Annotated in this window: 10 protein-coding genes; 4 read left to right on the forward strand and 6 right to left on the reverse strand. The window is 41.0% G+C overall.

Going from position 1 to position 14,606, the window contains the following annotated elements; translation table 11 throughout:
• Window positions 1-63 precede the first annotated feature (63 nt).
• The gene (locus AUR67_RS06665) at window positions 64-735 is read left to right on the forward strand and encodes a YoaK family protein (RefSeq protein WP_058584673.1); all 672 of its coding nucleotides are present in this window, start codon (window positions 64-66) and stop codon (window positions 733-735) included.
• Here the strand turns inward: AUR67_RS06665 and AUR67_RS06670 are convergent.
• The gene (locus tag AUR67_RS06670) at window positions 725-1,633 is read right to left on the reverse strand and encodes an AraC family transcriptional regulator (protein WP_058584674.1); all 909 of its coding nucleotides are present in this window, start codon (window positions 1,631-1,633) and stop codon (window positions 725-727) included. The genes AUR67_RS06665 and AUR67_RS06670 overlap by 11 nt on opposite strands.
• 177 nt (window positions 1,634-1,810) lie before the next feature.
• Here AUR67_RS06670 and AUR67_RS06675 point away from each other — a divergent pair, with 177 nt between their 5' ends.
• On the forward strand, window positions 1,811-3,331 hold the full coding sequence (locus tag AUR67_RS06675; RefSeq protein ID WP_058584675.1) for an aldehyde dehydrogenase family protein: 1,521 nt from the start codon (window positions 1,811-1,813) through the stop codon (window positions 3,329-3,331).
• Between the two features lie 812 nt (window positions 3,332-4,143).
• Window positions 4,144-5,628: a S41 family peptidase gene (locus AUR67_RS06680; protein ID WP_058584676.1), complete on the forward strand. Its 1,485-nt coding sequence runs from the start codon at window positions 4,144-4,146 to the stop codon at window positions 5,626-5,628.
• A gap of 104 nt (window positions 5,629-5,732) precedes the next feature.
• Here AUR67_RS06680 and AUR67_RS06685 read toward each other — a convergent pair whose 3' ends face one another.
• The 4 genes from AUR67_RS06685 to AUR67_RS06700 all read right to left on the reverse strand — a co-directional run bounded on the left by AUR67_RS06685 (window position 5,733) and on the right by AUR67_RS06700 (window position 10,389).
• Window positions 5,733-6,194 carry a hypothetical protein gene (locus tag AUR67_RS06685; RefSeq protein ID WP_058584677.1) on the reverse strand — a complete coding sequence of 154 codons (462 nt, stop codon included), beginning with the start codon at window positions 6,192-6,194 and terminating at the stop codon, window positions 5,733-5,735.
• Window positions 6,195-6,334: 140 nt separating this feature from the next.
• Window positions 6,335-8,302: an alkyl/aryl-sulfatase gene (locus AUR67_RS06690; protein WP_082665592.1), complete on the reverse strand. Its 1,968-nt coding sequence runs from the start codon at window positions 8,300-8,302 to the stop codon at window positions 6,335-6,337.
• An 87-nt stretch (window positions 8,303-8,389) separates the two neighbouring features.
• Window positions 8,390-9,559: a BamA/TamA family outer membrane protein gene (locus AUR67_RS06695; RefSeq protein ID WP_235575485.1), complete on the reverse strand. Its 1,170-nt coding sequence runs from the start codon at window positions 9,557-9,559 to the stop codon at window positions 8,390-8,392.
• 38 nt (window positions 9,560-9,597) lie between these two features.
• Window positions 9,598-10,389: a hypothetical protein gene (locus AUR67_RS06700; protein WP_063124314.1), complete on the reverse strand. Its 792-nt coding sequence runs from the start codon at window positions 10,387-10,389 to the stop codon at window positions 9,598-9,600.
• A 391-nt stretch (window positions 10,390-10,780) separates the two neighbouring features.
• Between AUR67_RS06700 and AUR67_RS06705 the strand changes: the two genes are divergently transcribed.
• Window positions 10,781-12,277: an arylsulfatase gene (locus AUR67_RS06705; RefSeq protein WP_058584678.1), complete on the forward strand. Its 1,497-nt coding sequence runs from the start codon at window positions 10,781-10,783 to the stop codon at window positions 12,275-12,277.
• A gap of 52 nt (window positions 12,278-12,329) precedes the next feature.
• Here AUR67_RS06705 and AUR67_RS06710 read toward each other — a convergent pair whose 3' ends face one another.
• Entirely contained in the window at window positions 12,330-14,573 is a 2,244-nt protein-coding gene (locus tag AUR67_RS06710; RefSeq protein ID WP_235591802.1) for a tetratricopeptide repeat protein, read from the reverse strand.
• Window positions 14,574-14,606: the final 33 nt, after the last annotated feature.

The following is a 14,606-nucleotide window of genomic DNA, read 5'->3' on the forward strand; positions in this document are numbered from 1 at the left end:
AGTCATAAAAATAGGCGTACCATAAAAGAATGAGTACGAGTATGAGAAAAAGGCGAATAGTGAGTGATTTCTAAGTTACCAAAATGGGTTGAGATTGGCGCATTTATTTTGGCGCTGGTGGCTGGGTGTGTGAATGCGGTTGGTTTACTTAGCTTTGAGCATCAAGCGGTATCCCATTTATCAGGAACTGCAACCTTGCTTGGCGCAGATTTTATGCATGGCAATAGCCTTGATGCTTTACATTTATTAGGTGTATTACTGTCATTTTTAGTTGGGTCTGGTATTGCTGGGTTCTTGCTGCATAGTTCAGCACTTAAACTCGGTCGTCATTACGACACGGCATTATTGATTGAAGCAGGGCTTTTACTGGGCGCACTTTGGTTATTGTTTAATGGCTCGGGTTACGGGCACTTTTTAGCCTCTGCGGCATGTGGTTTACAAAACGCCTTAGCAACAACTTACAGTGGTGCAATTGTTCGTACCACCCATGTAACGGGGATCTTCACTGATTTAGGTATTATGTTTGGTCGCGTTTTACGTGGCGAGGCGCTTGATAAACGTAAGGCTAAACTGTTTGGCCTAATCATTTTAGGGTTTATTTTTGGCGGCTTAGCAGGGGCATGGTTATTTGCAAAAATGAGCTTTGCTGCGCTTTATGTGCCAAGTGCTATTTGTATTTTACTTGCCTTGACCTATCGTGTTTATTCTCATCGCAATCCAGAACTTAATGGTTAGCGATACTTTTAGGTGTTGCGCCAAAGGCTTGTTTAAACACACGGCTAAAATGGCTTGGGTTATTAAAGCCTAATTGGTAACAAACTTGGCTAATCGCCTCGCCTTTTTCGAGCAGTTTATACGCTTTTTGTAAGCGTAATTGTTGTTGCCAAAGAGCGGGCGTAACACCAAAGGCTAACTTAAATTGCTGATAAAATTTACTGCGGCTCATACAGGCTATCTTACATAACACATCGATATCAATATTCTCAGCAAGATGCTGTTCTATATAACTTACTACATGGCTTAATGGGGTTGCGAGCTTGCCTTGCTTACAACTTGCTATCATTAAATCTCGGCTTTGCTGCTGTAACAGACGGGTTATGAGTTCATTGAGTGATAAATCAATTAAGTAATCGCGGTGTTGTTCATTTTCACTAAATAGGGTGATCATTCGCTCAAGCAGTTGTTGAGTCTGCGGATTATGCTGGGCGTGCACTAACTTGGCTTGATATTGGAAAAAGTCATCCTGGGTAATTTGTTGGTTAAAATTAAGAGCATCAACTACTTGGCTTATTTTATCGGTACTGATTTCAATCGCTAAACAGGTTGTTGGCTGATTGAGAGATGCATTTGGAAAGTCGATTAGCACCCCTTGCTCTGGGGCAAGTACAAATGACTGGTTTGGTAAAAACTCTTCATGATAATCACTGTCGGCAACATGCATGATTTTTTTACCGCTGATCATGCCACAAAATAATAATTCAGTGGAATGTAACGCCACTTTTTGGGCATCTAAATAGGTGTCGTAAATACTTAATTCGGCATGTTCGCCCGCAAAACTGACTTTATTTTCAATAAGCACATCAATACTTTGTCGTTTTTTATCTAAACTTCTGTTACTAACTGATGTGTTCATTGTTGCCTCGCAGTCTTCCTAAATTCTGGACAAATAGTCAAAAAGTCTGGACTAGGAATCAAGTGTGTTTTCAGTAACTGAGCTAACTTCAATTGTTAGCGGTTCATTAAACAATAACCTACCGCATAATTTAGTCAATGCTAAATAAAACACAACAATTTGAAGAGAGAACACATTATGATTTATGCAAATCCAGGTAGTGAAGGCGCAAAAGTTAACTTTAAAGCGCAGTATGAGAATTATATTGGTGGCCAGTGGGTTGCCCCTGTAAAGGGAGAATACTTTGAAAACATTAGCCCAGTAAACGGTAAGGTGTTTTGTAAAGTACCTCGTTCATCAAAAGAAGATATCGAACTGGCACTTGATAAAGCCCACGATGCGAAAGCGGCATGGGGAACAACGTCGGTCACCGAGCGTAGCAATATCTTATTAAAAATTGCCGATCGTATTGAACAAAACTTAGAAATGCTGGCAGTGGCCGAAACCTGGGATAACGGTAAAGCAATTCGTGAAACACTTGCGGCAGATGTGCCTTTAGCGGCTGATCATTTTCGTTATTTCGCAGGTTGTGTGCGCGCGCAAGAAGGCTCAATCGGTGAGATAGACGAAACCACGGTGGCCTATCATTTTCATGAGCCACTAGGTGTAGTAGGGCAAATTATTCCTTGGAACTTTCCATTGTTGATGGCTGCGTGGAAACTTGCACCAGCCCTAGCTGCGGGTAACTGTATTGTTTTAAAACCGGCTGAACAAACGCCTACGTCTATATTAGTGCTGCTTGAAGTGATTGGTGACTTATTGCCTGCAGGTGTTCTAAATGTGGTAAATGGCTATGGTAAAGAAGCGGGCGAAGCGCTGGCAACCAGTACTCGAATCGCGAAGATTGCCTTTACTGGTTCAACGCCAGTGGGTTCACATATCTTAAAATGTGCTGCTGATAATATTATTCCTTCGACGGTCGAGCTAGGTGGTAAATCACCAAATATCTTCTTCAACGATGTAATGGAAAAAGACGATGAATTTTTGAGTAAAGCGATTGAAGGAGCCGTACTTGCGTACTTTAACCAAGGTGAAGTGTGTACGTGTCCATCGCGTTTATTTATTCAAGAAGATATTTACGAGCAATTTATTGAGCGTGTTCTTGCCCGAACTTTACAAATTAAACGGGGTAACCCACTTGATACTGAAACCATGGTGGGTGCTCAAGCATCACAAGCTCAGTTTGATAAGATTCTAAGCTACATCGAAATTGGTAAAAAAGAAGGGGCCGAAGTCCTCGCTGGCGGCGAAGTGGAGCAACTGTCTGATGAGTTTAACGGCGGTTACTACATTCAACCAACACTATTAAAAGGCACTAACGACATGCGCGTGTTCCAAGAAGAGATTTTTGGGCCGGTAATTTCAATGTCGACTTTTAAAGATGAAGACGAAGCATTAGCCCTTGCTAATAGCTCAGAATTTGGTTTAGGTGCTGGTGTGTGGAGTCGAAACATGAACCGTGCTTATCACTTTGGTCGTAAGATTGAAGCGGGCCGTGTTTGGACTAACTGCTACCATATGTACCCAGCACACGCTGCGTTTGGCGGCTATAAAAAGTCAGGTATAGGCCGCGAAACACATAAACTCGCCCTTGATCATTACCAACAAACTAAAAACCTATTAGTAAGTTACAGTGAGAATCCACTGGGCTTCTTTTAAAAGCAATTTCTTATTGTTGTCGAAACTACCCAAACGCCACATCTAGTGGCGTTTTTATTTTTTAACGGGCATAAAAAAGCCCGGCGAACACACAAGCCAGGCTTTTCGACAACAATTTGGTTGAGTCACCGCAAGTGCAGTGACTTGGAATAAAAAAGCTCAGAGAACACACAAACTAAGCTTTTGACAACAATTTGGTTGAGTCACCGCAAGTGCAGTAACTCGGAATAAAAAAGCTCAGAGAACACACAAACTAAGCTTTTGACAACAATTTGGTTGAGTTACCGCGTGTACAGTAACTCGGAATAAAAAAGCTTAGAGAACACACAAACTAAGCTTTTGACAACAATTTGGTTGAGTTACCGCGTGTGCAGTAACTCGGAATAAAAAAGCTTAGAGAACACACAAACTAAGCTTTTGACAACAATTTGGTTGAGTCACCGCAAGTGCAATGACTCGGAATAAAAAAGCTTAGAGAACACACAAGCTAAGCTTTTGACAACAATTTGGTTGAGTTACCGCGTGTGCAGTAACTTGGTATATAAAAAGCCCAGAGAACACACAAGCTAGACTTTTTGTGACAACAATTCGGTTAGCGCAAACACTCTCAATGGTGTGAAGCTGTTTAGCTTAAAAGCGCTGATGGGTTAACTTTAGAGTAATCCTTCTAAACCGACAAACGATTAAAATAAACCTGATAGATGAATTTTTTTAATCTATTAGCATGTGAATTGTTTTTTATTGCCACAACAATGCCTTAGTGATTAAATAGGGTGTTTTTTAAACATAATAACTATTTAAAATGGATTTTTATGAAACGCTTGACGCTTTACTCATCAGTCATCTTTATAGCTCTAAACTTTAGCCCTTTTGGTGTGAACTTATCTCGCGCCGATGAGGGCAGTACAGTCACTCACTCTGAAATTAATTGGTCTGAACTTGCTATAAAAGATGTTGATGCGGCTTATCAGTTGTCGGTTATCAATCACCCAGGGATGCATGATGTACGTAACCCAGGTTTTGCAAAACAGCTCGAAAAAGCAAAGCAAGAAGGCTTAAAGCTGGCTGTAAAAGCGCATAGTTCACAAGGTTTTGCTGCGGCTATTGCACGTTTTAGAACTGTTCTACAAGATGGTCATGCTGGAGCGGTTGATACCCTACCTAGAGAACTAAAGCCACAAAGAAGTTGGCCGGGCTTTTCAACAGTTTGGCGGGGTGATGCGTTGAAAGTGTATTACAGTGAATTAGATACGGTTGCCAAAGGCGATAAGCTCGTAAGCTGTGATAATACAGCAATTAATACTTTGCTAGTTGAGCGTGTTTTTCGCTATTACGGCGAAGTAGAACAACCCGGTAGTTGGTGGAACCATGGCTGGCGACTAACGGTTGATGATGGAAACCCGTTCTTGTCGCCACTTGAAAGCTGTACGTTTGAAAAAGCCGACGGCTCTACTTACAGCTTAAAGTTAAACTGGCGTATTAGGCCTGATAGTGTCAAAGATAAACTTAAAAATGCTTACAACGGCGATAAGTTACCAATTGAGCTCAATTGGCCTTTAGAGGATATTGCTTGGATCAGCATGCCAACTTATGCACCCAATGAGCAGCAGCAAGCAGATTATCAAACAATGCTGAGCGCCATTGAACAGCAACATAGTAAGTTAATGCAAGCTAAAGCTGTGGTGCTTGATCTTCGCCATAATCAAGGTGGCTCATCAATGTGGAGTGAACAAATAGCCTCAGCACTTTGGGGCAGTGAACAGTTTAAATATGGTCGCTATGAGTTGCACAAAAATACCCAAGTGTGGTGGCGAACTTCTAAAGGTAATACTGACTATTTTGGCGATGTAGTCGCAAGCTATGATAAAGCTAGCCCTTGGTATCAATGGTTAAATACAACCCACGAAAGTATGCAAGCGGCTTATGAGAAGGGTGAACATTTTTATGTCGAGATAGTCTCAGCAAAGCAACAAGCAATGCCAAAAAACGCTAGTCAGTTTACTACACCAGTTTATGTGATTGTGCCAGGGCAATGTGCCAGCGCTTGTTTAGATGCGCTGGATAGTTTTAAGCTTTTTGCAAACACACAATTAGTTGGCGCACCAAGTAGTACAGACTCTACCTACATGGAAGTGAGGCTCGAAACCTTACCTTCAGGCTTTGCTAAAGTGATTCTGCCGATAAAGGTCTATGTAAATAGACCCAGAGAAAAAGGCTTTTACTATCAACCTGATATTAAATTTAATGAACTTGAATGGACCACACAAGCGCTTGTTAAAATGATAGCCGAGTTGTAATTAAGCAGTATCTTTAGCAAAGCGTTTGGTAGACCCCTGAGGGAGGGAGTTGAAGTGTTGACCTGGCGTGAAGAAGAACAACACTTTTTAAATTAAATTGTATATTAACAAGCTAATTCTGTAGCAGGCTCTTCTGCTAACCAGTTTAGAGCCGCTGTTTTTGACTTAAATACACTCATTACCATGCCAGCTCGTTTATACAAATTGCAGTAGGTATCGCTAAGCAAGCTACCGCCTTCAAGCCCTTCTTTTATGACTAAAGCTGTTTTGGCTGGCGCAATACCTTTACGTCGAAGCTCAACAAAATACACCATTAGTTTTTCAAGTGCCCCGGGGGTTGCCATGCATGAGTTTTCAAACTCAACCAGTTCAAACCATTGACCATAATCAGCGCTGAGTTTGTTGATGTAATCTTTTTGCATAAAAGAGTGCGCGTCAATGATCTCTTCGTTGAAAGGCCCAGTAGCAGTAGTTAAAAGCACATGCTCACGTTGATAAAACTCTACGAGACCATGGGGTTTAAAATCTTTGAATGGATAATGGTTGGTTGATACTTTTTTATGCATCCGTTCAATCCCTGAATATTTATTGACTATTGATAATAGCAGTGAAATAAATTAATTCAATCTTTAGGTTTGGTTTTGATTTTACTCTAATGATATTTCATTATAAAAGGCACTTGCACGTGCCTTTTAGATTACATTTGCTAGGGGGTAACGATATTGAACCAGAAATTAAAATTGTCGAGCATGCCAAGAAAATCATCTAAAACTTTCTTGTCGCCAGATATTTCTAATTGACCAGAACTTAAAGCATCATCATAACTTATCTCTTTTAACTGAATGCTATTCATCGTTTTCATAGAGAGCGTGAGTGTGACATCTGCTGACTCTGCTTGTTTAGTCGTATAGTTTAAAACAGCATTTTCTACTGTAATAGTGTAATGTTTATCAATATCAGTAAAGTCAATATTGATACTTAATACTTTACCAGCCGCTTTATCAGCAATAAGTCTTACGGCTAGATAATCAAATAGCATATCTGGAGTCATCGCACGAATTGTATCAGGAGTTGCTGTTTGTGTGCCTCCAGTACTTGGCACTCCATTTCTAAGTTCGTACGCTCCTTGTAAATAGACTGAACGCCATGGCCCTGACTCTGCTTGATAACCTAATTGTTCGAGAGCATCAGCAAGTAACTCTTTAGATGCTTTGCTACTTGGGTTAGCGAATACTGCATGCTTCATAACTTCTGCAACCCAGCGGTAATCACCTTTATCAAATGACTTTTGAGCTTTTTTGAGAACAGCTTGCTCTCCGCCCATAAACTCCATGTATTTTTGAGCAACAGCTTCTTGAGGAAGATTGTTGAGATCAGATGGATTGCCGTTATACCAGCCCATGTAGCGCTGATAAACAGCTCGACTATTATGGCGTAGTGTGCCGTAGTAACCTCGAGTAGCCCAGTTGTTTTCAAGCTCTGGAGGTAATGTGATCATCTCAGAAATTTCCTCACCATTGTAACCTTGATTCATTAATCGTACGGATTGATCATGTGTGAACTTGTATATATCTCGTTGTTTCTTGAAGTAAGGCAGGATCCTTTCATTATCCCATAAAGGCCAATGGTGTGATTGAAATTTAACAGTTACTTTATCACCATAACGTTCAATAGTTTCATTTAAAAAACTTGACCACTTCAGAGCATCACGAACTTGAGCCCCCCGTAGTGTTAAAATGTTATGCATCGTATTTGTGGTATTTTCAGCCATCCATAAAGCGTTCCATTGAGGAAACCATGTATTCATTTCGGCTGGTGCTTCAGTTCCGGGCGTCATTTGGAATTCCATTTTCACACCATCAACAGTAACAACCTCACCTGTTTTACTAATTTCTTTGGTAGGTAATAGCAAGCCTGCAAGCCCTGTTGATGTGGTCATCCCTAAACCACCACTTAGGCCACCTCTGGGATCTCTTGGCAATAATGCGCCATACATAAATACAGCTCTACGACCCATTGCGTTACCTGCAATTACGTTCTCAGACACAGCATGTTCTGTAAAATGCTCTGGTGCAAGAATCTCAACCTTACCTTGTGCCACATCCTCCCGAGTTACAAGCCCTGGTGCTCCACCATAGTGGTCTATGTGACTATGACTATAGACGATGCCTGTTACAGGTCTTTTTCCTAATTCTTGATTAATTAGATCAAGTGCTGCTTTAGCTGTTTCTGGGGAGATAAGCGGATCAAAAATGATCCAGCCCTTTTTACCTTTAACAAAAGTGATATTTGAAAGGTCGTATCCTCGTACTTGGTAAATGTTTTTGGTTACTTCAAATAAACCATACTGCATCAAGAGTTGTGAGTTTCGCCATAGACTTGGGTTAACAGTATCTGGTGCAGATTTATCAAGTTGTACAAATTTTTTATACTGCTCTAGATCCCAAACTACAGTGCCATCATCTGATTTTATAGTTAAGGTGTCGGGCTTTGTTATAAAGCCTCTTTGTGCATCTTTGAAATCTTGGGTGTCATTAAAAGGCAGGTTTTTTAATACGTTAGCATTAGCTTGTTTAGTATATTCTGTGGCCGGTTTTGAGGCCGTATTAGCACTTAACTGCGATACAAAAACTAGTGTCAATACAGCAAAACCAAATTTTGCTATATTATTCATGATTATCCTTATAAAGTTATCGGCACTCTTAACACTAGAATAAAATGGGAACAAATCAAGGTGAGCTATTAAAAAAGTATTATAATCTTACCAAGTAGAACCCGCCTGAATGTAAATTGCATTCTGCTCAGGCCCATGGGCTACATCTAAGCCGATACTAATACCGTAATGTTCATCAATTAAATAGCGAAAGCCTGCGCCCACAGTATCTATGGTTTCAGCTTTCGATAAGTCAGAAAAGTTATCGGCTGCCCAGCCCATACCAGTAAACACATTGAGCTTTATTTTGTGAGTGATTTTATAGCTCGCTTCTGCTTCGGTAACAAATACATCAAGGCCTTGATAGCGAGTTGCAGACACACCGCGAAGGCTAATACTTGGCGGAATATAAACCGGTAAGCGTTTTTCACCACGGTTGTTAACTGAGTCATACTGCATGCGCAGTGCAAAGTTGAATTTATCGGTATAACGCCAGTAATTTAAGGCGGTAAGCTTTAAGCTCGTGTAATCAACCTTACTGCCAATTGCCTCATCATAATATAAATATTCGGCCTTATAGTTAAAGCCTCGCTCAGGGTTAAGTGGGTTATCTCGGCTATCGTATTCTATTAATGGACCAATACCTGACGTATTTACATCAAGTGAAAGGTGGTCTTTGATAATATCGTTTTCGAGCAGAAAATCTTCGATAGGGTTTTCGGCTAAGCTTATTTCTACTTTTCGATAAATCTGTTTAAAGCCGTAAAAGAAGTTACTGTCGTCATAGCGTAACTTAAGGTTTTGAAACACCGCTGGGCCTTCAATATTCAACGATAATGGTGTGAGTAGCTTGATCTCGTCGAAGGTATAAAAATCAAGGTTTATACTCGCCCAGCCAACAATCCCTTGATAGCGAATTCGGTCTTCATCCCAAAAGGTAATGTGGCCAACAGCTCCGCCTTTGGTACCATTTTTAGTGCCCATTAGGCCCACTAAACTAATGCTTTGTGGCAGGGTAGAGCCTTCTTTTTTCTTCTTTTTGGCCTTCTTTTCGTTGTCATGAAAAAAAAGGCCAACAACACCAAGCCCCGGTCCTACAGCTGGCTCTGTAATAAAAGTCGGTATGGGTAAAAATGAAATCGGTTCATCAACTTTTTGTTGTTGATTACTTAATTGCTGCTCTGCAGGTTTTATTGCATATTCATCGTAACTTGATGCGAAGCTTTGTGTGCTTAGCAAACTTGCTGTAAGCATATTTATTAGTACAACTTTTTTCACTTAATCCCTTACCTTGTTGTTTCTTGTTACTTCAAATTTTATAGCTGATAATTAAATTCGAGACGATGATCGCCATCCATAAAATCAACGTTTTCATTCCAGTTTGCGAAATAGCGTAGATTCATACGCGGGTTAATTTGGTAACTTGCTGCAAATTCATGAGTCAAAATATGGCTTTGGTTTAGACCGTAGTAGTGGTCTTTATAGTTATCGCTACCGCCGATAGTTGTTAGCCAAAATGGATTGTAGTTAAGCCAAATTTTATCGTTAATGGTTATTTTTGCGTACATACCGACTAAACCATAAGCACCCATAATGGAATAACCGCTGTCACGAGTGCCGTCATCTTCTAGGGTATTTTCACCGAGCGATGCACCCACACCAGCTAACGGGTAAAAGGTAAAACGCCCCATAGGTTTCAGAGCTTTAATGTAGCTATACGAAACATCCATACTTTCGTCAGCGACAAGGTTGGCATTTAGGTTATAGTTAGCATCAATCTGCGTTGCGCCCATTGTGGTTAGGTCAACTGAGAAATTACGAAAGCGAAAAGAGTCAATTGAATCTGTCGTTTTGCTATCGCTTTCCCAGCCCAGCGCATCGCCATATATTCCTTTTACTTCAAAAACATTCATGCCAGCAGTTGTTGCTATACCTGTATCGTATGCTTGGCCAACTTTAAAGTTGAGTCCTTTGTTTGTTACACCAACTCCGGCTTGTGTATAAACAGCCAGAGGGTCTGACATGTCCTGTACTTCTTTTTGCTCAGCCGCATGGCTTGAAGCTGCAATCATAAGTGCTAGTAAAGAGGGGAATCGAAGAGAAGTCATGTGTTTTCCTTACACAAAAGGTTGAATAATAAATGCTTGGTTTAGTTTATTTAAGTTGAATTTAGATACTTTTGGCTTAATAAATATTCGAAGTCAGCCTCTAAAGAGGCAACAATTTATTCCTTTCTAAAATAAAAATAGCATAAAAATAGTGACTAAGGCGAGCACAAAAAGCGAACAAGCCTCAGTAAATAAAACGAGGCTATCAAAAAGCACTTAAGTATTGTTTTGCTATTGTTTTTCAGTGGCTTAATACAATTGTGTGATTTTTGTGGAAATTTGATTTAAATCGTTTTTGCCGCTTTTAGAGACTAGACTGGATTGTTTTTTAATCTATACTTGAATTTGCTCTTCTGGAGTTAAAAGTAATATTAATGAAAAGGGATGATTTATGAAAAAACTAATAGCGGCGGCTATTTGTGGCTTAGTTTCAACGGTAAGCCTTGCTGCAGATAAACCAAACGTATTAGCCATTATGGTTGATGACGTTGCGCCAATCTCACTCAGTGCATATTCGCACGGTATGACCTACCCAACCCCTAATATTGATCGCATTGCTAACGAAGGTGCATTGTTTACAGACCACTATGCTCAACCTAGCTGTACAGCTGGTCGTGCTGCGTTTTTAATGGGGCAATTACCAATTCGAACAGGCTTAACAACAGTGGGCCAACCAGGTAACCCACTTGGCATAAAAGAAGCCGACCCTACGCTAGCTGAATTTTTAAAAGATCGCGGTTATATGACTGCGCAATATGGTAAAAACCACCTAGGTGACTTAGATGAGCACTTACCAACAAAGCATGGCTTTGATGAATTTTACGGTAACTTGTATCACCTCAATGTATCTGAAGAGCCAGAACAAGCGGATTACCCAAAAGATCCTGAGTTTGTGAAAAAGTTTGGTCCACGTGGTGTTATCGAATCTTACGCCAATGGCAAAATCATTGATACGGGCCCACTTACTCGTAAACGTATGGAAACCTTTGACGAAGAAGTGTTAGAGCGCTCACTTAACTTTATGGAACGAGCAGTTAAAGCGAAAAAGCCATTCTTTATTTGGCATGCGTCTAGCCGTATGCATGTGTACACTCACTTAAAACCAGAAAGTCGTCATTTAGCTACGGGCATTAGTTCGGAAGAAGACGTATTTGGGAGTGGCCTGATTGAACATGATGGCCATGTTGGCAAGCTGCTTGACAAACTTGATGAGCTTAAAATTGCCGATAACACCATAGTTATTTACACCAGTGATAATGGCCCTGAGCAATCAAGCTGGCCTGATGCGGGTACAACTGAGTTCCGCGGTGAAAAGATGACAACTTGGGAAGGGGGCGTGCGTGTGCCTTTCTTAGTTCGTTGGCCAAACAAAATACCTAAAGGCTTAAAGCTAAATGGTATTTCTTCACATGAAGATGTCTTCCCAACTGTTGCTGCTGCGCTAGGTGAAAAGAACTTACGAGAAAAACTTAAAAAGTCAGACAAAGTTTATATTGATGGTGAAAACAACCTAGCTTATTGGACAGGTAAGGCGGATAAGTCTGCACGTAATTATTTCTTCTATTACTATGAGTCTCAGCTTACAGCAGTTCGTTTTGGCCCATGGAAAATGCACTTTGCAACTAAACCAAATGGTTTATATTACGAAGACATGGTAACTCACAGCATGCCTAAACTATTTAACTTACGTAAAGATCCATTAGAGCACTATGATGGAGTAACAGGTTTCCACCAAATCATGCGTAAGAGTTGGTTGTTACAGCCAATCATTGCTAAGTTAAACGAACATGTACAATCTTTTGTAGAGTTCCCACCGCGTCAAGAGTCAGCGTCTCTTAATGTGAATGAAGCAATCGAAAAAGCAAAATCACTAAACTATGGTCATTAATTATTAACCATAAGTTAAGTTGAAAAGGGCCTACTTGGCCCTTTTTTAATGCTTAATGATTAATGCTATTCATCATTTCGAGCTGTTTCACAAACTGCTCAATTTGCTGGTTACCCGGTACCAAGCGGGCTAGGTTTCTGGCATAAAACAGTGCTTGGCTGTAGTTCTCTTCTGCCACATACCACTGCGCTAAACTGTAGCTGATATCTGGGTTATTGGGTGTTAGATTAAAAGCACGCTCAAGGGCTGATATTGCAGCTGGCATATTGCCTAAATCTTGTAATAGTAGCGCGTAGGTAAACTGATAGTTGGCATTCTCTTGCGCAAACTGCGCTGCTTTTTGTAAATGAGTAAGGGCGGTGTCTTTTTGTTTTGTGCGAATAAGGCTCATAGCCAGGGCATAATGAATATCGCCGCTTTCTGCGTTAACGTTTAAGCCTTGTTTTAAGATAGCTTGTGCTGCTTTTTCATCGCCTTGATTTCGGTATAAATCAGCTAAATTGACATAAGCAGGAGCAAAAATAGGCTCAACACTGATTGCTTGTAGATAATGTGCTTTAGCTTGCGATGGCTTTTGTAGTGTGAGTGCCAGATTACCTAAATTGGTATGGGAATAGCCACGCTCGGCTTGGTACTGTTGAATGCTTTTGTACTCATCAAGGGCTGCATTTAAGCGTTTGCTGTCTTGCTCATTAAGACCCGTAGGGAACGGCTGAGTTAACATACCTGCAAGTGCTCTTGCAGCTTCTGCTCTGATTGGTAAATGCTCATCATCTAAAAGCGGGTTTAATAAACGCCAGCGCTGATTGATATCAAATGGCATAGCCGCTTCAATGGCTGCTTGGCGTTTTAATGGCTCGCTGTCTTTTACTGAGCGAGCAATCGCAACGACAGCGTTGTTATCAGGGCTTGCGGCTAAACGGCTTAATGCTGAAGCGCGAATAATGTCAGGAAAGCCTTTATCTTGCACGATTTTGGTCAGCATGGTTGAGGCATTAGGTAAACGGTTATCGGCGGCATAAAACGCCTCAGAAAAATGCGCAGTGCCAAGGTGTTTTGAATTTGGATGCCAGTCTTTTATTTTGGCAACCGCCCACTGCGGCGTCTTATCTTCATGGCAGCTATTACAAGCATTTGGGGCATTGGTTTTTAATGTTAAGTCTGGGCGTGGTACCCGAAAGCTGTGGTCGCGCCTTGCATCAACTTGCATATAGGTGGTGGCAGGCATATGACAATCAACACATTGGCTACCTTCACTTGCCACTTTATGACCGTGATGTTTCGGCGTATCGAACACCTCTTGGCTATGACATTGCGTACAGGTTTGATTGCCCGGTAGCTTTAATTTACCCGAATGAGGGTTGTGACAGTTACTACAGGTAACCCCCGCATTGAACATTTTACTTTGTAAAAATGAACCCCATACATAGTCTTCATCCCACACTTGACCATCAACATGATAAAGCTCAGGAGTGAGTAATGAGCCTTGAAAGCTTTGTAAAAAACTATGTGGGTCTTTGCGGTCATCAAGTTGTGAGCGGCGAGCATGACAGGTTGCACACACTTGCACTTGCTCGCTTTTTACTAGTGGCTGCACGCTTTGCATACTGCCATCGGCTTTTTGGGTAAAAAGCGGAGTTTGCTTTTTAATATTATGGGTAAAGCCCTTATCGGCAATACTGCTATCGCCATCAGCCCATTTTAAATGAGCTTTTGGATCGCCATGACACGCTTTACAGCTCACGTTAATGCTTGAATAACTCGAATCAAAGCTATTCGTTTTAAGGTCAAATTGCTTTTTGAAATCAGTTGAGTGGCAATCGGCACACATGTGATTCCAGTTTTGGCCTTTTTGCGACCAGTGAAATAGGTCGTGTTTTTTCTGCTCAGGGTGCAGTACAAACCAGCGCTGGCCGCCTTGTGCTTTACTGCGCGAGTCCCATGCAAATGGAAACAGCTGAATGTGGCCTTTGCCCATATCAAACATGTATTGCTGCAATGGCTCATAGCCAAATGTGTATAAAACCGGGTAGTCAGTTAGCTTGCCATCAAGGTTTGGCATGCTTATAAAAAGTTGTTGGTCTTGTTGATAAAAGCGCGCTTGCTGGCCTTGGTAGTCAAGGGTTTGCTCATTGAAATTACCAAGCACTGTAGTGGGAGTGGCTTTTTCCATAGCATGAAAATGATGGGATGTTTGCCAGTCCTCAACTTGGCTTTGATGACAGTTAATACACTGGGGTTCTGCAAACGCATTGAATGCGAAAAAGCTGCATAACAGCCAAGCCAATCTTATCACTGAATAAATCCTTTTTATTTTTACCACATGCAC

Origin of the sequence: Pseudoalteromonas sp. XI10 (assembly GCF_001469895.1) — a bacterium.
In the GTDB taxonomy this organism is placed as follows: domain Bacteria; phylum Pseudomonadota; class Gammaproteobacteria; order Enterobacterales; family Alteromonadaceae; genus Pseudoalteromonas.

What these genes read in the sequence shown, in the direction of transcription:
- AUR67_RS06685 (WP_058584677.1), bottom strand. Translation starts at nt 6,194, where the DNA reads ATGCATAAAAAAGTATCAACCAACCATTATCCATTCAAAGATTTTAAA.
- AUR67_RS06670 (WP_058584674.1), bottom strand. Translation starts at nt 1,633, where the DNA reads ATGAACACATCAGTTAGTAACAGAAGTTTAGATAAAAAACGACAAAGT.
- AUR67_RS06690 (WP_082665592.1), bottom strand. Translation starts at nt 8,302, where the DNA reads ATGAATAATATAGCAAAATTTGGTTTTGCTGTATTGACACTAGTTTTT.
- AUR67_RS06680 (WP_058584676.1), top strand. Translation starts at nt 4,144, where the DNA reads ATGAAACGCTTGACGCTTTACTCATCAGTCATCTTTATAGCTCTAAAC.
- AUR67_RS06700 (WP_063124314.1), bottom strand. Translation starts at nt 10,389, where the DNA reads ATGACTTCTCTTCGATTCCCCTCTTTACTAGCACTTATGATTGCAGCT.
- AUR67_RS06675 (WP_058584675.1), top strand. Translation starts at nt 1,811, where the DNA reads ATGATTTATGCAAATCCAGGTAGTGAAGGCGCAAAAGTTAACTTTAAA.
- AUR67_RS06705 (WP_058584678.1), top strand. Translation starts at nt 10,781, where the DNA reads ATGAAAAAACTAATAGCGGCGGCTATTTGTGGCTTAGTTTCAACGGTA.